The following is an 18469-nucleotide window of genomic DNA, read 5'->3' as shown; positions in this document are numbered from 1 at the left end:
CAATTAAAACATGCTATAATATCATGATAAATTAAGTAGGTGAACAAACGTGGAAATCATATTTTTAGGAACAAGTGCAGGCTTGCCCACAAAAGAAAGAAATACACAATCGACGGTTCTCAGTCTTGAACCGTTTCTCAGTGAATTCTGGTTGTTTGATGCAGGGGAAGCCGTGCAGCATCAGATACTCCATACGAGAATCAAGCTTGGCAAGCTCAGAAGAATCTTCATCACTCATATGCACGGAGATCATATCTTTGGACTGCCTGGATTATTATCATCAAGAAGTTTTCAAGGTGGTGAAAATAAGCCGCTGACTTTATATGGACCAGCTGGTATCAGGGAGTTTATTGAGACCACTTTGAAGCTGTCAGAGTCAAGGCTGAATTATCCTCTGGAAGTCGTGGAAGTAGAGGATGGAGACATTTATATAGAAGACGAGATTACAATCAATATACATCTGTTAGCCCACGGTATTCCGTCATACGGTTATAGACTGGAGTTCCCATCGAGTCCGGGACGACTGCTGCAAGAAAAATTGCAAGCAGAAGGTATTATGCCCGGTCCTATTTATCGCGATTTCAAGATGCAAGATACCGTGGAATATGAAGGTATGATTTATCACACTCAGGATTATCGTGCTGACGAGGTGCCCGGCAAGATTGTGACATTTTTCGGCGATACAATGCCGAACAGAAATGAAGACCTGCTTGCAGTAAATGCAGATGTTATCGTGCATGAGAGTACTTATTTAGAAGGGGATCATTTGCTCAGCCACCAATATCATCATAGTCATATAGCAGATGTAATCGGTCTCGCAGAGCGAAACCAAGTTAAATTGACTTTAATCAATCATGTGAGCAACCGCTACCATCAGTTGGATGTTGCAGAGCTTGAAGAAGCAATCAGACTGGCGAATCCTGATTTCAATTTTAAAATTGCACATGACTTTATGACAGTGTCAATAGACTGAGGCAGTAAAGTCCCGCAGAATGGATTAGCGGGACGATACTTTGAACAAAAAAAGCGTCACTATCTTGAATTCAAGATAGTGACGCTTTTTTAATCTGCTAATTCTTTGCTTCGTTTAATGGCCTGTTCAAGACAATCTGTGAATATGTCTTCAACAGGATACTTTTTCAGGGCATCAAGGCCTGCTTTCGTTGTCCCACCTTTAGAAGTGATGTTTTCTCTTAACTGTTCAATTTCAAGCTCACTTGCCTCCAGCATATGTCCTGTACCGATGATGAGATTTCTCACTGCAGCATCGACATGGTCTTTATCGAGACCCATTTTCGTCGCTGCTTTGATGTATTGTTCATACATATAATAGAGAAAAGCAGGACCACTGCCTGTAATGGCAGTCACCTGATGAAGTTTATCTTCTTCTACTTCTAGTGCTGTGCCAAACGAGTTGAGAATTTTAAATAGCTCGTCCTTGTGGCCCGCATCAAAAGACTCTGAAAAAGTAATGCCGGTCACGGACTGCTGAACTTGCGCATTAGTATTTGGCATGATACGAGCAATTGGGTTCTGTGTCTGGAGTTTAGTCTTGATCTGATTGATCGAAATGCCTGCCATGATTGAAATGAAATGGTTACCTGGCTGAATTTTATCTTTGATGCGTTCAGCCAAAGAATCGAAATCATAAGGTTTAGTCGCTAGAAAAACATAGTCAGCATCAGTCAGGAGTTCTATATCATCATAGCTGTATCTGATGTTCAGTTTTTCCTGATAATCCTGCAGCTGGTTCTCGCTTGAACGGTTTGTCAGATAAATATCATGACTGTTCAACAGACTGCTGCTGATTAATCCTTCAAATATTGCACTTGCCATATTTCCTGCACCATAGAAAACAATTTTCATGATGTAGCCCCCTTGGTTTCATTCTCATATATTCTAGTGTAACATTGAACGAAAATGAGTAACAGTGGAGGGTTAGGATGATAGGCAAAAAAATTATTTTGACAGGTGGTACAGGAGGACTGGGTGAATCTATTGTTAAGGAACTCATCGGTCGCGGCGCACATGTTATAGTGATCGGTAGAAACCAGCAACGTCTGAAGTCACTTTCAGAAACCTATCAAAATATATCCGTTTTTCAGCTTGATTTAGGTGATAAAGTGCAAGTTAGAAAATTCATCAATGATGTCCAGAGAGACGGGCAGACGTTTGATGGTATCGTCAACAATGCCGGTTATGGTTACTTTAAATCGTTTGAGCATCATACAGACGAAGATATTACAGATATGTTTAACGTGAATGTTGTACATACCTTGTTACTTATCAAGGGGCTGGTACCTCTTTTAAGACCAGGTGCATCCATCGTCAATATTGCCTCGCAGGCTGCACGTGTGACGACGCCTTATGGTTCTGTTTATGCAGCGACTAAGGCCGCTTTGCTCAGTTTTTCGAATGCTCTGAGACTGGAGCACCCGGAATTACACATCATGACGGTCAGTCCAGGTCCGATTGCGACGAATTTCTTTAGCCGGGCAGACAAGACCGGTCTTTACGAGTCCACAACAAAAAGCATCCAGCTGGATAAAGATGCACTCGCAAGAGACATTGTCGAAGCGATGATCGACAAAAAACTGGAAGTGAATCGTCCAGGCTGGATGCATCAGAGCCTGACTGTCTATCATCTGGCGCCACGAATAATCGAAAAAATATTAAGAAGATTCTTCTTGTCGAAGAAGTTTTAATCTTGTGGCAGCAGGTTAAACTCTGTCAGAAAATTCTTCACTTTTTTGCGATATGTCACTGGATTCACATTGAAGCTTGATGCGTGACCACCATATTCCGGATACCATTTTCTTTTAGGACCCACTTTTTTATTGTAGAGGTCAACAGAATGCGTGTAAGGAATAAAAAGATCAGGTTTAGAATGAATAAAAAGAATCGGTTGTTCTATATTCTGAACAACCTTGATAGGCGAGACCGCATAAAGAGAAAATCTGGAACGGATTCTAAGGAAAATATTAATGAATTTGAGCAGAAAGCCTGAACCAATCTGCAGTTTCTGGCCGATGATATGTGTCAGGACCTTCTCAAACGATGAAAATGAACAGTCAGAAATATAAAACTCTGCTTCGTTGGCCAGTTCTCCTGCATAGAGAAGCATGGTCGCAGCGCCCATCGATTCACCATGGACACCAAACTTCAGGTCAAAACCATATGTTTCTTTGAGATAGCTGATGACTGATTCCAGGTCGTGTTTCTCAAAATAGCCATAGGTTGAAAATTTGCCGCCACTCGAACCGTGTCTTCGGTGGTCAAAAATAACACCATTATAACCCAGCTCAAGGAAAAGGTTCATGTATTTAATAGAAGTAATACTGTTTTCTGTAACACCGTGACAGAAAATCATCCAGTGATTATGAGGATACTTTTTAATGATTTCTGCATTGATGTGGTAGCCGTTTTTCGATTCGATAGAAACTTTCTTCGGATTCAGCGCCTGGTAAGCTTTCTCGTCCAAGCGCTTTGCCTTGATTTCGCGACGTCTGATGACATCGACATCCCGCATCTTAAAGTTGAGGATATAGTTACTGCCCACTGCGCCTGAGGTGACAAGTGCCAGTGTCGTCAGCGCTGAAGCAAAGACTGCGATGTTTCTCAGTTTCATAGGTGTTCCTCGTAGCTCAAGTCGTGAAATAAGGCTCTATCGTGAGTCTGGTAGTCCACTTGCTGATAAGCAGCGACATTTGCCTTTAACTGGTCGACAGAACTTGCGCCTCCTACAATACTTGCGACCGGCTGGCTTAACAGATAGTTCATCGTGCTGACCGTGAGAGGTGCATCAATTTTACCAAGTATTTCTTTTAATTCATCCTGACTGTAGTCAAAAACACCTTCTTCAAACTTGCGATCTGCCACAGAATCGTATTTTTCAGTCAGCAGCCCTTTCATCACCGGCCCACGCGCCAGTATTTTGACATCGCGTGCGCTGATTTCATCGAGCAGCATTTCAGGACGGTTATCGATTAAGTTGAACTGCATCATGATGACATCCATATCGCTGTGCGCCAGATAATGACGGATGACGTTAGGACGAATAGAACTGATGCCATAAGCTCTGATTAAGCCGTCCTGTTTCAATATATTGAAAGCTTCAATCGTTTCTTCTTTATTATCTTCTATCATGCCGCCGTGCAGCATATAGAGGTCCATATAATCTGTGCCAAGACGGTGGAGAGAATCCTTGACACTATTTAAAATATGTTCTCGTGACGGATTCCATTTCACTTCATCACTATGCTGAAAGAACTCATTGCCGACTTTAGAGCCGATCATAATATCCTCGCGGTGCCCATTCTCTTTGAAGAACTTGCCGAGTAGTTCTTCATTCGCCCCTTTATTATAGAGGTCCGCTGTATCAAAATAACTGATCTCTGATGATAATGCTTCTTTCAGTATTTCTTTAGATTCCTGATAATCAAGAGGGAGATTCATACATCCGAGACCCAGTTCAGAAAATTTCAGACCACTTTTAGTTGTTCTATAATTCAAATGAATACCTCCTAGTGTTATATTATTATTAGTTTAACATGAACGGAAAAGAGGGCAAAACAATGTCATTAACTGAAAAAACGCTTTCTGTCGAAAAAATCTACGATGGACGTATCATTAAAGTAGAGAAGCAGCAAGTGGAACTGCCAAATGGCAGACAGACTACACGTGAAGTCGTTAAACATCCCGGTGCGGTGGCGATACTTGCAGTAAGAGACGATCAAGTACTATTGATTAAACAGTTCCGTAAAGCGATGGACGAAGTGCTGATTGAGATTCCTGCAGGGAAAGTAGAAGCGGGCGAGGAACGAGTCAAGACTGCCGGCAGAGAACTGATTGAAGAAACTGGACTTGAAGCAGGTAAGCTCACTCTTCTTCACGAATTTTATGTGTCACCTGGATTTTGTGATGAGCTGATCTCACTCTATAAAGCAGAAGAGCTGACAGATTCAACTGAATATACGGCAGATGATGATGAGTTTATTGAACTCTTCTGGACACCGTTCAGTGAGATCGATTCTTTGCTTCAATCTGGACAGGTGAGAGATGCAAAAACGATTCTGGCTCTGCAGACGCTTCTTCTAAATTATAATCATTCTAATTAATTGTGAATGATAGTTGCATTGTCTGATGATTATTGCTATTTTATTAATATAAAAAGCCCGTCAGGAGTAGGTGAACTATGCAGGAAAGAATAAATAGAATTAAAGATCAGCTTCACGCTGCTTCCTATAAATTGACACCTCAACGTGAATCAACTGTTCGGGTTCTACTGGAAAATGAATCAGATCATTTAAGTGCTGAAGATGTCTTTTTGAAAGTAAGAGAAAGTTCTCCTGAAATTGGACTTGCAACTGTCTATAGAACACTGGAACTACTTGCAGAATTAAAAGTGGTTGATAAGATTAACTTTGGTGACGGCGTTGCAAGATTCGATCTTAGAAAAGAAGGAGCTGAACACTTTCACCATCATCTCGTATGTGTAGAATGTGGTGCGGTTGATGAGATAGAAGAAGACTTACTCGGTGAAGTTGAGAAGAAAGTAGAACGTGATTATCAATTTAAGATTATGGATCATCGACTGACATTTCATGGAATCTGTCATAGATGCCACAAATAACCGCAATCATTTGCGGTTTTTTATATGATTATAAAATGATTATGGTAAACTTTAAGAGAGGTGATTAAATGGAAGATATCGTAGAAGAATTTCTGCATTTTATCGCGATTGAAAAAGGACTCAGTGATAATACCATTGCTGCCTATAGACGGGACTTAACTGGCTATATGCAGTTTTTAAATAAAGAAAAGATTGGTCACCTGGATAATGTGGACCGAGTGACAATCGGCCTTTATCTAGGCGAATTAAAAGAACAGAACAAATCTCAGAAAACCATCGCCAGACAGACCGCTTCAATCAGAGGGTTTCACCAGTTTGCGCTCCGTGAGAAATATGCAGTGAAAGATCCGAGCGTTATGGTAGAGCCGCCAAAAGTTGCGCAGCATCTGCCGGATGTCCTCAGTATTCAGGAAGTGGATCAGTTCTTAAAGTCACCTGATACGTCCAAACTGTTCGGTAAAAGGGACCAGGCGATGCTCGAACTGCTCTATGCGACAGGCATGCGTGTGAGTGAACTGATCAATCTGAACGTCAATGATATCAATCTGATCATGGGTTACGTCAGAGTGTTCGGTAAAGGCAACAAAGAACGCATTATTCCACTTGGTACAACCTCTATGGAAGTACTCGGCCATTATCTTGAGCATACACGACCACGCATGCTGAAAAAAGAAATGACAGATAGTCTGTTCCTGAATTTTCATGGGAGAAGAATGACACGCCAGGGGTTCTGGAAGATCATCAGACAGCTGAAAGAAGACGCAGGCATCAAGAAAAAACTGACACCCCATACGTTAAGACATTCGTTTGCAACGCATCTGCTGGAAAATGGCGCTGATTTAAGAGCGGTTCAGGAAATGCTGGGCCATGCCGACATCAGCACCACACAGTTATACACTCATATCTCGAAGAAACAGATTAGGGATGTCTATAAGAAGACACACCCTAGAGCGTAGGAGGTTCTTATGAAAAATAAATATTGCACATTGACTGCACTCTTAATCATGGCGCTTATCTGGGGTGTCATCTACTGGGTGTTTATCGCGCATTGACTTTAGACGCGCTTCAATGACGTCACTTCTATCGCGCGTCCTGTGAAAATGTATCCATCTAGCGTCCGGCGCGTGCTTCACAGAAAAATCAGGATGCTGCTTATGTATCGCCTCTTTCATTTCATTTGTTAAGGGCAGCGTAAGAGGCACATATTCTTCCGAAGTCATATTCTCTTCAAGAATATATAGGACTGAGTCATGAAGCCCTATTTCACTGAGCGAGTACATTTTAAGAATCTGATAGGCCTTCTTAAGGCAGGTTCTTGCACCTTTCTTATTGCCCCGCCGCAGATGATACTGACTCGTTGCCAGTAGAATCAGGCCAACTTCAATATCGTTTTTAGTGTATACTGAATTCTCTTTCCAGGCGTCCTCCATAATTTCGTGACATTCGAAGTAATGACGCTCATGAAGAAAATAATAATAAAATTCAACTAACGTATCGATCATTAAAAGTACCTCCTGAAAGGATTCATTATGTATGAAGTTAAACTCGATGCATTTGAAGGTCCACTAGACCTCCTGCTGCATCTCATTAAAAAACTGGAAATAGATATTTATGATATTTCAATGAAACATCTGACAGAGCAATATCTTCATTATATCAACTCGATGTCTGAATGGGATATCAATATTCAAGGGGAGTATCTGGTCATGGCGAGCGAATTATTACGCATTAAAAGCCGTATGCTGCTGCCTGCAATAGAAGAGGATGAAGAAGACCCGCGGGAAGAACTCATGACACAGCTCATTGAATATCAGAACTATAAATATTATGCAACTTTACTAGGGGAAAAACGCGAAGCGGCAAGTGACCATTTTGTTAAGGCACCTCAGGATCTGTCCGGATTTGAAAAAGCGGAGCCAGCTGAACTGGTACTGAAATTAACTGATTTAATAGCAGCCTATGAAAAAGCAAAAAGCCGTAAAAAACGTGTCGCTCCTGTTATGACAGTCAGCCGTGAGAATTATACGATTCAACAGGCCACAACCGTGATTCAGGATAGGCTGAAACGATCTTCACAAATCAAGTTTACTGAACTCTTTCATTTTTCAGAAACGAAACATCAGCTGATTACGCTATTTATGGCCATGCTTGAAATGATGAAAAACCAGGAAATTAAAGTAGAACAGCAGGAACTGTTCGGTGAGATTTATATTGAAAAAGGAGTCTAATATGCCGGCAAAAATAGATATATTCGAAGCTCTGTTATATGCTGTAGGAGATGAAGGGCTGGAAAGTGAAAGAGTTGAAAGTTTACTGAATATGACCCATGATGAAGTGGAACAGCTGGCGGCTGACTTTTCGTCTGCGGTTTTCCAGCTGCGACGTTACGGCGGTAAATGGTTTTTAGAACTGAAAAGTGAATATACGCCTTATCTGGCTTCACTTGTCGACCAGCAGTCAGAGCGAAAATTAACTCAGGCTTCTATGGAGACGCTGGCTATTATTGCTTACAACCAGCCGGTGACGAGAAGTGATGTTGAGTCATTACGAGGCGTGAATTCTGACGGACCTGTCAGAACATTGATTGAAAGAGGGCTAGTTGCTGTCAAAACTGAGGAATCAAGAAGTCAGCAGCTCTATACGACCGACTATTTCCTGCAAGTATTTGGTCTGACGTCCATTGAAGAACTACCCGAGGACAGCGATACAGATACTAAAGAAGAGATGGATCTCTTCTTCAAGTCATTAACAACAAAAGGAGAATAACATGGAACAGTTAGATAGATTACAGAAAGTCATCGCGAGGAGCGGTGTCACTTCGAGACGTAAGGCAGAAGCACTGATAGAGGAAGGTAAAGTCACTGTTAACGGAGAAGTCGTTAAGACGCTTGGGACTAAAGTAAAACCTTCTGACCGTATTGAAGTGGAAGGAATTCCACTCGAAAATCCTGACAAGGTCTATATTCTTTTTCACAAACCGACTAAAGTCATTACCAGTGTATCAGATGATAAAGGCCGGACTGTTGTCACCGACTTTTTCCCGCAGCTGGAAGAACGCGTCTTTCCTGTAGGTCGACTTGATTACGATACGTCTGGATTACTGCTCTTGACGAATGATGGTGAATTTGCCAATCAGATGACGCATCCGCGTTATAAAGTGAAGAAGAAATATGTGGCCAAACTAAAAGGCTATCTGCTTCGTGAACAAGTCAGACAACTTGAGAAAGGCATTATGCTTGAGGACGGTAAAACAGCACCTGCTATCGTCAAAGTAAAATCTCAGGACCGCGAAAAGAATTCGACGTTAGTAGAGATCACGATTTCAGAAGGTCGCAACCGTCAGGTCAGAAGAATGTTTTCTCATTTCGGTCATGAAGTGGTCAAGCTGTCGCGTGTCGAATACGGTCCGCTCAATCTTAAAGGTTTGAATGCAGGGGACGCTAGAGATCTCAGTCCTCATGAAGTGAAAACCTTACGCAACCTCGCTCAGAACCAGTCTTAAAATTTCACATAGTTGCCACTATTGGCGTTTAGCTGAGTGATATAATAGACCTATCTATGTGAGAAAGAGGGAGTAAAATGAATAAAAGAACAAAAAAGTGGACTCAATATATAGTAATGACATTGATTGCACTGGCGATTGCCTTCATCGTCTATTCGACAGTGACACAGAGTAAGAGTAAAGCAGTAGGAGTAGGCGACGATGCACCGGAGTTTGAGCTGCAGAAGATGGACGGCAGTACCGTCAAAATGAGTGACTATAAAGGAAAAGGTGTCATCCTTAATTTCTGGGGTACTTGGTGTGAGCCTTGTAAACGAGAGATGCCTGCACTAAGCGAGAACTATGAAGAATATAAAGGTAAAAATGTTGAGGTATTAGCGATTCACTTAAGAAAGACGCCTCAACAGGTTGAACAGTTCTTCAGCGGACTGAAAAAAGAAGTTCATCTGCCTGTTGCTTTTGATAAAGATAACGAAGTAGCTGATGCTTATGGAATTGATCCACTGCCTACGACAGTGGTTATCGATAAAAATGGTAAAGTAAAAGCGATTCATAAAGGTGAAATGAACGACCAGACAATTAAAAATTACATGAACACTGTGACACCGTAAGTGAGGTCAGTATATGAATGAGAAAGCAATAGTCTGTACTTGTGGACATGTCAATCCACCCGGCACACAGCTCTGTCAGAACTGTGGCCGGTTAATCAATGATGATTACGATAAGAAAAAAACGACTGATATTATGCGTTATGACGGTTCTGCTGTACGGTCAAAAACTAAAAATAAGACAGTAACCGATAAGATATGGAATTTCTTCGCTTCTGTGAAGACAGGTGTTATCTTACTTGTACTGACTATCGTTGCAGCAGCAATCGGTTCCATCATGCCGCAGGAATATTTTATCCCTGCAAACGTTGATCCTGCTTCATTCTACCAGGAGAAATATGGTTCCCTCGGTTACCTATATCACCAGCTGGGACTCGACAATTTATATACGTCCTGGTGGTTTCTGATTCTACTGGGGCTTGTAGCATTCTCTATTATAGCGGCGAGTATTGACCGCGGGGTGCCCCTTTTTAAATCACTCCGTAACCAGGCGACTAGAAAGCATCCTTCATTCTTAAAACGACAGCGACTGACAGGGGAACTCGTCAATCCGGATTTAGATCAACTTGAGCAGACGCTGAAAGAGAAACGCTATAAAGTGAAGCGTGAAGGCGATGCTCTTCTCGCTGAAAAAGGACGTCTCAGCAGATATGGTCCTTATATCAACCATACTGGTCTGATTATCCTGCTGATGGGGGGTATGCTGAGATTTGTGCCAGCCATGTATTATGATGGTGCAGTTGCAGTTAAAGAAGGCGATACGAGAGCGATACCTGGTACAGACAAACAATATTATATGCGTAACGATAAGTTTATTCTCGAGCATTATGATCAGCAGATGAACTCAAACACTGAATCGACTAAAGCTGACAGTGCGATGAATAAAATTGCCAAAAATTACGAGACACGTCTGACATTGTTTGAAAACACGAAAGATTCGATACCAGGTGCTGAACCAGAACTGAAAGAAGTGAAGACAGGGAACATCAAGGTCAATCACCCCTTTAAATTTGATCATTTTGAACTCTATCAAAACAGTTATGATCAAAGCCTGCTTAAATCAATGACCTTTAAAGTGATTGATAAGAAGACGGAAAAAGAAATCGGCCAGACATTCACAGTTAATCTGGATGAACCAGCACCCACATACAAGATTGCAGATAATCTGACTGTTAATCTTCGAAACTATGCACCTGATTTTGATAAAATTGAAGCGAATGGTACACTCGCTACAAAAACACCTAACACAGTGAACCCTGCATTTGTATTTGAAGTGGATAAAGCTAATCAGCAGCCGGAGTATAGTCTGCTTAAAATCCGTTCATCACAGGATATTTCACAGAATAATCAACATGCTATCAAGTTTGTCAGTGCCACAAATCATACGATGACTTATCTCAATGTTAAAAAGGATTTAACTCTGCCTTATCTCTTTATCGGATTTACTATCTTCCTGCTCGGTCTGGCGATCGGATCATATATCAATCATCGTAGAATCTGGGTCAATGGCAATCAAATTGCAGCGCATACAAGTAAGAATTATTTTGGATTAAAAAATGAACTGAACACTATTCTCGAAAAGAATAATCAGCCTGCTATTAAAGATAAGTACGAATCGGAGGAAACAAAATGAACCATGAAACATGGCTGAATATCAGCAGTACCTCTTTGTATGCCGCTTTTATTTTATATTTAATCGCTATCTTGCCATTTTCGGCTAGCATTAAAGCAAAAAATAAGCGCTATGAACGGATAGGCATTATCTTAACGACAATCGGTTTCATCATGCAGATTGTTTATTTTATCACCCGCTGGATTGCAGCAGGACATGCACCTGTCAGCAATATGTATGAGTTCCTGACGATGTTCGGTATCATGATGGTCGGTGGCTTCCTGATTATCAACGCCATCTATCATACGCCGATACTGGCTTTGTTCTCACTGCCTGTAGCCATGCTCGTCATCGTCTATGCCAGCATGTTCTCGCGTGAAGTCAGCCCGCTTATTCCGGCACTGCAAAGTAACTGGCTCGCGATTCACGTGATTACAGTGACTATTTCATACGGAATTCTCTCAGTCAGCTCAATGGCTGGTCTGATTTATTTACTGCGTTATGTAGATGCGAAAGAGAAATCGCGAGATGCTTTCTGGCTTGAAGTAGTCATGTACTTCGCAGTATTAGTTATCGCATTTATTTTAACAACTATCGTGATGAAAGGTATTGTCCATTATGATGATCAATACTTTTATGTTGATAAAAATGGTAACAATGCAGTCAGCCATTACCATCTGCCTGCCATCGTGACATTTAAAGATGCTTACCCTGTTGTACCTAAGGGCAATAATAACTATCAGGAAGTTGAACGCTTCTCAACTGGACTTGAAGTGCCGCCTGTCTTAAATGCACAGAAGCTGACGACAGTGATCTGGTCCATTATTATTGGGACGATCTTATATGGATTAATTCGTCTCATAACGAGAAGAACTATCTTCTCGATGGTGAAGCCACTTACTAACAAGGTGTCGTTACAGCTGATGGATGAGATTGGTTACCGTTCCGTTATTATCGGCTTCCCGCTCTTTGCTTTAGGAGGACTTTTATTTGCTAGTATCTGGGCACAGATTGCCTGGAGCAGATTCTGGGGCTGGGACCCTAAAGAAGTATGGGCACTTGTTACATTCTTATTCTATGCGGTATTTCTTCACTTAAGACTCGGTCGAGGCTGGGAAGGTAAGAAATCAGCTTGGCTTGCTGTAGTAGGTCTTGCGATTATCTTGTTCAATGTCATCGCTGTTAACTTAATTATTGCTGGTTTACATTCATACGCTTAGGAGGCAGTCCATTTATGAAGGAAAGAATTTTAATCGTTGATGATGAGGATAGAATCAGAAAACTTGCTAAAATGTATCTTGAACGCGAAGGATTCGAAACAGTAGAAGCAGCAGACGGCGAAACAGCAGTGGAACTGGCGCTCAGCCAGAATTTCCATTGTGTCCTGCTGGACATCATGCTGCCAGGCATGGACGGACTGGCAGTCTGCAAGAGAATCCGCGAAGAGAAATCGACACCGGTCATTATGCTGACTGCTAAAGGTGAAGAAAACAATCGTGTTGAAGGCTTTGAAATCGGTGCTGATGATTATATCGTCAAACCTTTCTCGCCTCGTGAAGTCGTCTTACGGGTCAAAGCCATTTTAAGACGTTCACAGTCTTCAATGTTCTTCCAGAATGACGCACATGCGAAAGATCTGATCGTGTTTGATTCACTTGTCATTGATAATGATGCACACCGCGTCACGGCAAACAATCAGGAAGTCAGCTTGACGCCGAAAGAATATGAACTTCTTTTATTCCTTGCTAAGTCACCTGACAAAGTCTTTGATAGAGAGCAGCTGCTGAAAGAAGTCTGGCATTATGAGTTTTACGGTGACCTGAGAACTGTGGACACCCATGTCAAACGTTTACGTGAGAAGCTGAATAAAGTTTCTCCAGAAGCTGCCGAGATGATTCACACAGTCTGGGGCGTCGGCTATAAGTTCGAGGCAAGAGACTGATGCACTATTTAAATAGTATTGTCATAAAACTGTGGTTCACTATCATTTTGATAGTAACGACAGTTTTACTTATATTATCGGTTGCACTCGTCAGTTTCTTCAACTCCTACTTTATCTCTGAGACAGGGAAGACCCTCTATCAGCAGGCGAATAAAATTGAAAGTATTTTGATGAGTCGGCATAACCAGGAAGACGCGATGAACTATGTCATGGAACTTGTTGAGAATCCCGCTGGTCTGATTATCGTTGAAAATAAATCACAGCTGACGGATCGTCATGATGATCTGAAGCAAATCATGATTGATGAGTTTCGTACCAATCCAGATTTTAATGCAGTCTTTGATGAAAACAAACATGTGACTAAAATTATCGATGTCAATTATCAGGATGAGAGACATCGCTACATTCTTCTTGGATTCCCGTCTCAGGCATTTCAGGACAAAGGTGCGATTATTCTCTATCAGGACATTAACTCTATCAGTTCGACACTCCAGTATGTCAGCCTGATTATCTTAATAACGGCTTTAATTTTAATTGTACTGTCAACGATTTTTGCCTTTTTCTTATCCAATAAGATTACGAAGCCGCTGCTCAGACTTAAGGAATCAGCGTTTCAGGTGGCTAAAGGCGAACGCGCCCAGAAAATCAAGACGACATCACGTGATGAAATAGGCGAACTCACTGTTGCATTTAATAAAATGGAGGATGACATCAGAAACAACATCGCTTCCATTGAAACGGAAAGAAATCTGAGAGATAAACTGATCAATGCCATGGCAGATGGTGTACTCAGTTATCATATGGATTTAGATCAACAGCTGATGAATCCGAAAGCAGAGCAGTTTCTTACTTTGATTAGTGAGGATGACAAAATACAGCTCGAACAGTCATTTGAAGAAGTGGTGAAAACTAATGATTCAGAAGTCGTTGAAATCGCGACACTTAATCATTACTTCGTGGTTATCATCTCACCAGTGAGACGTGCAGCTGCAAATAATCAGATAGGCGCAGTTGCTCTGATTCGAGATATGACTGAAGAGCACCGTAATGATGAGATGAAGAAGCGGTTTGTCGCTGATGTGTCGCACGAGCTCAGAACGCCAATTCAGATGCTGCAGGGTTATACGGAAGCGTTACTGGATGATATTGTGGAAACACCGGAAGACCGGAAAGAATTCTTAAATATCATTCTGGATGAGAGCAAACGTTTAAATCGCCTCGTCAATGAACTGCTTAATGTCGCCCGCTACGACGCAGGTGACGTTAAACTGCACCTTGAGGAAATGCCGGTCGATGCGCTGCTTGATAAAGTGAAATCAACGTTTAATCAGTCTCTGACTGATAATAAGCTCAGCCTTATCGTAGATTCTCCGCCAGGACTTGCCTGGTCGCTTGACTATGACAAGATGATTCAGGTTTTAACAAATTTAGTTGATAATGCTGTTCGTTATACACACGAAGGTGATGCGATTCATTTAACCGTGAAAGCAGGAGACGCGCTCACAATCGAAGTCAGCGATTCAGGCGTCGGTATCTCACCGGAACACCTGCCTCATCTTTTTGACCGGTTCTATAAAGTGGATGCCGCAAGAACGAGAGGTAAACATGGAACCGGACTCGGCCTTTTCATCGTTAAGTCCATCATTGAGTCACACGGTGGACATATTACAGTTTCAAGCGAACAGGGTAGAGGGACTACTTTTAAAATTGTGATTCCAAAACATTGATTTAATAAAAAGTTGTGCTAATATATTAAAAGGATGAAAATCCGAAAAAATAAAATAATTCATCTTCGGGGTACGGTGTAATTCCGAACCGGCGGTATAGCCCGCGACCTGCCTTCGGGTGGCTGATTCAGTGTAATTCTGAAGCCGACAGTATAGTCTGGATGGGAGAAGATGGAGCGCAGAGCAAAAAGCTTTGCTTATTTGTGATGCCTCCTTCCTTCAGTTGATGGATGTAAGGAGAAGAATATGTCAAGTATCAACAGAACGAAGAAGCTGATTCTAATCAGCATGCTGAGTGCCATCAGTTTCGTACTGATGTTCTTCAAGTTTCCGCTGCCTTTTATGCCGCCTTACTTAACGATTGATTTCAGTGATGTACCTGCTTTAATCGGTCTGTTTACAGTCGGACCAATCGGCGCAGTCATGATAGAACTCATTAAAAACTTACTCAATTTTGCAGTGAAGCCGGTTGAACCAATCGGTCCTATCGCAAACTTTTTAGCGGGTGCTAGTTTTGTTTTAACAGCTTATTATGCGGGTCGCAGAAATAGATGGGTCGGTTTAATCGCAGCGACGTTAGTCATGATGCTTATTATGAGTCTCATGAATTATTTTATATTGCTGCCTTTATACGGTATGATTACAAACTTAAGTGATATTACTAACAACTTAAAAGCCATTGTATCAGCAAGTATTATTCCGTTTAATATCATTAAAGGACTGATAGTTTCTATCGTCTTTATGCTGATTTTCAGACCGCTGTTACCTGTTATTGAAAAGAGATTTAAATGAAAAAGAAGGAATTCCAGTGGAATTCCTTCTTTTTTATTCGTATTTAAGTGCATCTCCGTCAAATGATTCATCTGCTACTTTAATAGAATCTGTCGGACAGCCTTCAAACGCATCGATCATATCTTCTTCGAGTTCTTCAGGTACTTCCTGAGTTCCTTGGTTATCATCAAGAATAACAAAGGCAATGCCTTCATCATCATAATCATATATATCAGGTGCTGCTGCACCGCAAGCACCACAAGCGATGCATGTATCCATATCTACGATTGTATATTTCCCAGCCAAATGGTTCGCCTCCCTGCTTAAAAATGCTAAACTAGTACATATATATTTTAGAGATTCATGCACTTTTTTTCAACAAAAATTATCTGGAGGCATTGATGGATTCTATTTATCAGCAGGCGAAACAGCGTAAATTCGCAGAGAAGACAGATAAAAGCTTCAATAATATATTGATGGGTTTCAGATCCCATCAGACTTATTTTGACGCGATGATGCAGGGACAGCTTCCTTTTTATAATAGCCGGCCCGAACTTACTGGTGACACGCCTGAAGATATCAGGTTTTATCCCTATTTCTATGATGCTTCGCATATGACATTTCAGGCACTTAGACTGCTGACACAGACGATGGCAGCTCAGTCTTATCAGATCAAAGACTTCTATCCGGTTTCAAATCATCTGTTTATTCAGCATCAGGTTAAAAGCTGGCTGCATTCATATAAGCGTCAACCTAAAGAATACGAAACAGAACTGCTGAGTCTGTATGACAAGATGGCGCAGGAACTTCCTGTATTCACTTACAAGCTGCTACCGGATGCGAAAGGCAACCATTTCTCGATAGAAGAGATCTGCAGAGCATCAGGCTTTGAACAGACAGAATACTCTCTGATGCTGCTACGAGAGCTCAATCTGCTGACTCATCTAATCCATCAGCATGATTATTTTAAAGGCTTATATATCCGGATGCCACTTCACAGTGCCACTGAACAGACTAAAGAATGGATCACTAAAGGAATGGCTCTTGATACAATCGCATTAAAAAGAGGGGTCAAACTTCATACCATTGAAGACCATATCATAGAAATGATCATTAAAGACTATCCGGTAGACGTCAGTCGCTATGTGACAGAAACGGAAATCGCTGAGATACGCTCTCTTTATCATCAGCATCATTATCAGCGGCTTAAACCTTATTTCGAGGAATCTCAGATGGATAGTTACTTTAAAGTCAAGATAGCTCTCTGTCTGATTATGAAAGAAGTGAAACTATGACAACAGAAGAAATTCTGCAGAAAATATATGGCTTCTCAGAGTTACGGCCAAGTCAGAAAGCAGTGATTGAAGCGGTTGAAACAGGCCGTGACGTACTTGCGCTTCTGCCTACGGGAGGAGGGAAATCACTCTGTTATCAGCTTCCTGTAATAGCCTCAAACGGTCGGGCGCTGGTGATCACACCGCTTATTTCATTGATGGAAGACCAGGTGGCTGAGCTGAAACGTTTAAGGCTGAAAGCAGTCTGTATTCACAGCTATCTGGATATTCGGGAGAAACGTCTGATTTTTAGTCAGCTGCAGGACTATCAGTTTATTTTCTGCTCACCGGAATGGCTGGCAACAGACAAAGCACGAGCGACAGTTGCACAGCTGAACCTGACCCACATGGTCATAGACGAAGCACACTGCATTTCTGAGTGGGGATATGACTTCAGGCCGCATTATCTATTGCTTCATGAAGTGATGAAGCCTGGCTGTCAGGTAATCGCCTTGACTGCGACCGCTGATGACAAAATTATTAGAGATATCAGCCAGCTATTACGAAGGGAGCTGTTACTGGTCGATAAACGCGAGGAACGCAGCAATATCTTTTTATCGGTCAAAAATCCAGCAGATAAACTGAAAGAAATCGAGACACTGCTTGACACTTCAGGGCCGACTATTATTTATTTCTCATCTAAGAAGCGCTGTAATGAAGTTCATCAACTGCTTAAGGAGCGCTATAAAGGCATGACCTACCACGCTGATATGACATATGAAGAAAGGATGTCTGTACAGATTGCGTTTCTCAGCGACAGAATTCATTACGTCTGTGCGACCAGTGCGTTTGGTATGGGAATCAATAAAAGTAATGTACGGACAGTGATTCATTACCACGCGCCTAAGTCAACGCTTCAATACATCCAGGAAATTGGACGTGCTGGCCGCGACGGTGAACAAGCACAGGCCATCCTTCTTTATGATGACGAGGACCTTAACCTAAGCTATCGATTGCTGCAGGAAGATCATTTATCTGAATCAGATTTCAATCTTTATATCAACGGCGCGCAATTACCGGAAGAGAAGATGGAACAAATGAGAATTCTTCGTTCGAATTTCACTGATACTGAAGTCTTAAAGGTGCTAAAGAAGGAGTATTTGTCTAAAATAGCGGCGCTTAGAAAAATGGCGGAGTACGGACAGCTGACTGGGTGTCTGAGTCATCAATTATATAATGGAATTAAGCCCTGTAATCACTGCGAGTACTGTCAAGGCCAGAATTTATTCACTTTTGACAAGTATCAGGAAGTTAAAGAGAATGATAACAGAGCGGATTATATAAAATCGTTATTTAAACAAGGCTAGCTCTTTACTATTCGCTTTATAGTTGTCTATAATT

21 protein-coding genes and 1 riboswitch are annotated in these 18469 nt (G+C 41.6%); of the genes, 16 read left to right on the top strand and 5 right to left on the bottom strand.

Translation table 11 applies throughout. From position 1 onward, the window contains the following. The first annotated feature begins 49 nt into the window (after positions 1–49). The gene (gene rnz / locus ERX27_RS06220) at positions 50–973 is read left to right on the top strand and encodes a ribonuclease Z (RefSeq protein ID WP_133431972.1); all 924 of its coding nucleotides are present in this window, start codon (positions 50–52) and stop codon (positions 971–973) included. An 89-nt stretch (positions 974–1062) separates the two neighbouring features. On the opposite strand, the gene proC is transcribed toward rnz, so the two are convergent. Next, entirely contained in the window at positions 1063–1866 is an 804-nt protein-coding gene (gene proC / locus ERX27_RS06215) for a pyrroline-5-carboxylate reductase (protein WP_133431971.1), read from the bottom strand. A gap of 77 nt (positions 1867–1943) precedes the next feature. Between proC and ERX27_RS06210 the strand changes: the two genes are divergently transcribed. Continuing rightward, on the top strand, positions 1944–2705 hold the full coding sequence (locus tag ERX27_RS06210) for an SDR family NAD(P)-dependent oxidoreductase (protein ID WP_133431970.1): 762 nt from the start codon (positions 1944–1946) through the stop codon (positions 2703–2705). Here ERX27_RS06210 and ERX27_RS06205 read toward each other — a convergent pair. Next, a complete protein-coding gene (locus ERX27_RS06205) occupies positions 2702–3628 on the bottom strand; it encodes an alpha/beta hydrolase (RefSeq protein WP_133431969.1) in 927 nt (308 codons plus the stop codon). The genes ERX27_RS06210 and ERX27_RS06205 overlap by 4 nt on opposite strands. Then, the gene (locus tag ERX27_RS06200; protein ID WP_133431968.1) at positions 3625–4512 is read right to left on the bottom strand and encodes an aldo/keto reductase; all 888 of its coding nucleotides are present in this window, start codon (positions 4510–4512) and stop codon (positions 3625–3627) included. The genes ERX27_RS06205 and ERX27_RS06200 overlap by 4 nt, the downstream gene beginning before the upstream one ends. A gap of 62 nt (positions 4513–4574) precedes the next feature. On the opposite strand from ERX27_RS06200, the gene ERX27_RS06195 reads away from it, so the two are divergent. The 3 genes from ERX27_RS06195 to xerD all read left to right on the top strand — a co-directional run bounded on the left by ERX27_RS06195 (position 4575) and on the right by xerD (position 6588). Further along, a complete protein-coding gene (locus tag ERX27_RS06195; RefSeq protein WP_133431967.1) occupies positions 4575–5117 on the top strand; it encodes an NUDIX hydrolase in 543 nt (180 codons plus the stop codon). Positions 5118–5194: 77 nt separating this feature from the next. Continuing rightward, entirely contained in the window at positions 5195–5632 is a 438-nt protein-coding gene (gene fur / locus ERX27_RS06190; RefSeq protein WP_133431966.1) for a ferric iron uptake transcriptional regulator, read from the top strand. A gap of 68 nt (positions 5633–5700) precedes the next feature. Next, positions 5701–6588 carry a site-specific tyrosine recombinase XerD gene (gene xerD, locus ERX27_RS06185; RefSeq protein ID WP_133431965.1) on the top strand — a complete coding sequence of 296 codons (888 nt, stop codon included), beginning with the start codon at positions 5701–5703 and terminating at the stop codon, positions 6586–6588. Between the two features lie 42 nt (positions 6589–6630). Here xerD and ERX27_RS06180 read toward each other — a convergent pair whose 3' ends face one another. Further along, a complete protein-coding gene (locus ERX27_RS06180) occupies positions 6631–7134 on the bottom strand; it encodes a DUF309 domain-containing protein (protein ID WP_133431964.1) in 504 nt (167 codons plus the stop codon). A gap of 27 nt (positions 7135–7161) precedes the next feature. On the opposite strand from ERX27_RS06180, the gene ERX27_RS06175 reads away from it, so the two are divergent. The 9 genes from ERX27_RS06175 (at position 7162) to ERX27_RS06135 (ending at position 15815) form a co-directional block, all read left to right on the top strand. Continuing rightward, positions 7162–7860 (top strand): segregation and condensation protein A, encoded by a 699-nt coding sequence (locus tag ERX27_RS06175; protein ID WP_133431963.1) that lies wholly within the window; start codon positions 7162–7164, stop codon positions 7858–7860. A gap of 1 nt (position 7861) precedes the next feature. Beyond that, on the top strand, positions 7862–8398 hold the full coding sequence (gene scpB / locus ERX27_RS06170) for an SMC-Scp complex subunit ScpB (RefSeq protein WP_133431962.1): 537 nt from the start codon (positions 7862–7864) through the stop codon (positions 8396–8398). Position 8399: 1 nt separating this feature from the next. Beyond that, positions 8400–9134 (top strand): pseudouridine synthase, encoded by a 735-nt coding sequence (locus ERX27_RS06165; RefSeq protein ID WP_133431961.1) that lies wholly within the window; start codon positions 8400–8402, stop codon positions 9132–9134. Between the two features lie 77 nt (positions 9135–9211). After that, on the top strand, positions 9212–9745 hold the full coding sequence (gene resA, locus ERX27_RS06160) for a thiol-disulfide oxidoreductase ResA (RefSeq protein ID WP_133431960.1): 534 nt from the start codon (positions 9212–9214) through the stop codon (positions 9743–9745). A 13-nt stretch (positions 9746–9758) separates the two neighbouring features. Next, entirely contained in the window at positions 9759–11375 is a 1617-nt protein-coding gene (gene resB / locus ERX27_RS06155) for a cytochrome c biogenesis protein ResB (RefSeq protein WP_133431959.1), read from the top strand. After that, entirely contained in the window at positions 11372–12574 is a 1203-nt protein-coding gene (gene ccsB / locus ERX27_RS06150) for a c-type cytochrome biogenesis protein CcsB (RefSeq protein WP_133431958.1), read from the top strand. The genes resB and ccsB overlap by 4 nt, the downstream gene beginning before the upstream one ends. A gap of 14 nt (positions 12575–12588) precedes the next feature. After that, positions 12589–13296 carry a response regulator transcription factor gene (locus ERX27_RS06145; RefSeq protein WP_133431957.1) on the top strand — a complete coding sequence of 236 codons (708 nt, stop codon included), beginning with the start codon at positions 12589–12591 and terminating at the stop codon, positions 13294–13296. Beyond that, positions 13296–15023: an ATP-binding protein gene (locus ERX27_RS06140; protein WP_133431956.1), complete on the top strand. Its 1728-nt coding sequence runs from the start codon at positions 13296–13298 to the stop codon at positions 15021–15023. Before ERX27_RS06145 ends, ERX27_RS06140 begins: the two co-directional genes overlap by 1 nt. Positions 15024–15080: 57 nt before the next feature. Next, a riboswitch (FMN riboswitch) is annotated at positions 15081–15200 on the top strand. Positions 15201–15278: 78 nt separating this feature from the next. Beyond that, a complete protein-coding gene (locus ERX27_RS06135; protein ID WP_243715870.1) occupies positions 15279–15815 on the top strand; it encodes an ECF transporter S component in 537 nt (178 codons plus the stop codon). A 33-nt stretch (positions 15816–15848) separates the two neighbouring features. On the opposite strand, the gene ERX27_RS06130 is transcribed toward ERX27_RS06135, so the two are convergent. Further along, positions 15849–16073: a ferredoxin gene (locus tag ERX27_RS06130; protein WP_133432019.1), complete on the bottom strand. Its 225-nt coding sequence runs from the start codon at positions 16071–16073 to the stop codon at positions 15849–15851. 122 nt (positions 16074–16195) lie between these two features. Between ERX27_RS06130 and ERX27_RS06125 the strand changes: the two genes are divergently transcribed. Continuing rightward, the gene (locus ERX27_RS06125; protein WP_133431954.1) at positions 16196–17089 is read left to right on the top strand and encodes a helix-turn-helix domain-containing protein; all 894 of its coding nucleotides are present in this window, start codon (positions 16196–16198) and stop codon (positions 17087–17089) included. After that, on the top strand, positions 17086–18435 hold the full coding sequence (locus tag ERX27_RS06120) for a RecQ family ATP-dependent DNA helicase (protein ID WP_133431953.1): 1350 nt from the start codon (positions 17086–17088) through the stop codon (positions 18433–18435). Before ERX27_RS06125 ends, ERX27_RS06120 begins: the two co-directional genes overlap by 4 nt. Positions 18436–18469: the final 34 nt, after the last annotated feature.

It is taken from the genome of Macrococcus brunensis (assembly GCF_004359615.1).
Lineage (GTDB): Bacteria > Bacillota > Bacilli > Staphylococcales > Staphylococcaceae > Macrococcus > Macrococcus brunensis.
This window is presented reverse-complemented; position numbering and strand designations above follow the sequence as displayed.

Bases quoted from the DNA above. Each gene is read 5' to 3' on its own strand.
- fur (WP_133431966.1), top strand. From the start codon at position 5,195: ATGCAGGAAAGAATAAATAGAATTAAAGATCAGCTTCACGCTGCTTCC.
- ERX27_RS06145 (WP_133431957.1), top strand. From the start codon at position 12,589: ATGAAGGAAAGAATTTTAATCGTTGATGATGAGGATAGAATCAGAAAA.
- ERX27_RS06180 (WP_133431964.1), bottom strand. From the start codon at position 7,134: ATGATCGATACGTTAGTTGAATTTTATTATTATTTTCTTCATGAGCGT.
- scpB (WP_133431962.1), top strand. From the start codon at position 7,862: ATGCCGGCAAAAATAGATATATTCGAAGCTCTGTTATATGCTGTAGGA.
- ERX27_RS06125 (WP_133431954.1), top strand. From the start codon at position 16,196: ATGGATTCTATTTATCAGCAGGCGAAACAGCGTAAATTCGCAGAGAAG.
- ERX27_RS06140 (WP_133431956.1), top strand. From the start codon at position 13,296: ATGCACTATTTAAATAGTATTGTCATAAAACTGTGGTTCACTATCATT.
- resA (WP_133431960.1), top strand. From the start codon at position 9,212: ATGAATAAAAGAACAAAAAAGTGGACTCAATATATAGTAATGACATTG.
- ERX27_RS06205 (WP_133431969.1), bottom strand. From the start codon at position 3,628: ATGAAACTGAGAAACATCGCAGTCTTTGCTTCAGCGCTGACGACACTG.
- ERX27_RS06175 (WP_133431963.1), top strand. From the start codon at position 7,162: ATGTATGAAGTTAAACTCGATGCATTTGAAGGTCCACTAGACCTCCTG.
- ccsB (WP_133431958.1), top strand. From the start codon at position 11,372: ATGAACCATGAAACATGGCTGAATATCAGCAGTACCTCTTTGTATGCC.
- xerD (WP_133431965.1), top strand. From the start codon at position 5,701: ATGGAAGATATCGTAGAAGAATTTCTGCATTTTATCGCGATTGAAAAA.
- ERX27_RS06130 (WP_133432019.1), bottom strand. From the start codon at position 16,073: ATGGATACATGCATCGCTTGTGGTGCTTGCGGTGCAGCAGCACCTGAT.
- ERX27_RS06195 (WP_133431967.1), top strand. From the start codon at position 4,575: ATGTCATTAACTGAAAAAACGCTTTCTGTCGAAAAAATCTACGATGGA.
- ERX27_RS06165 (WP_133431961.1), top strand. From the start codon at position 8,400: ATGGAACAGTTAGATAGATTACAGAAAGTCATCGCGAGGAGCGGTGTC.
- resB (WP_133431959.1), top strand. From the start codon at position 9,759: ATGAATGAGAAAGCAATAGTCTGTACTTGTGGACATGTCAATCCACCC.
- ERX27_RS06210 (WP_133431970.1), top strand. From the start codon at position 1,944: ATGATAGGCAAAAAAATTATTTTGACAGGTGGTACAGGAGGACTGGGT.
- ERX27_RS06120 (WP_133431953.1), top strand. From the start codon at position 17,086: ATGACAACAGAAGAAATTCTGCAGAAAATATATGGCTTCTCAGAGTTA.
- proC (WP_133431971.1), bottom strand. From the start codon at position 1,866: ATGAAAATTGTTTTCTATGGTGCAGGAAATATGGCAAGTGCAATATTT.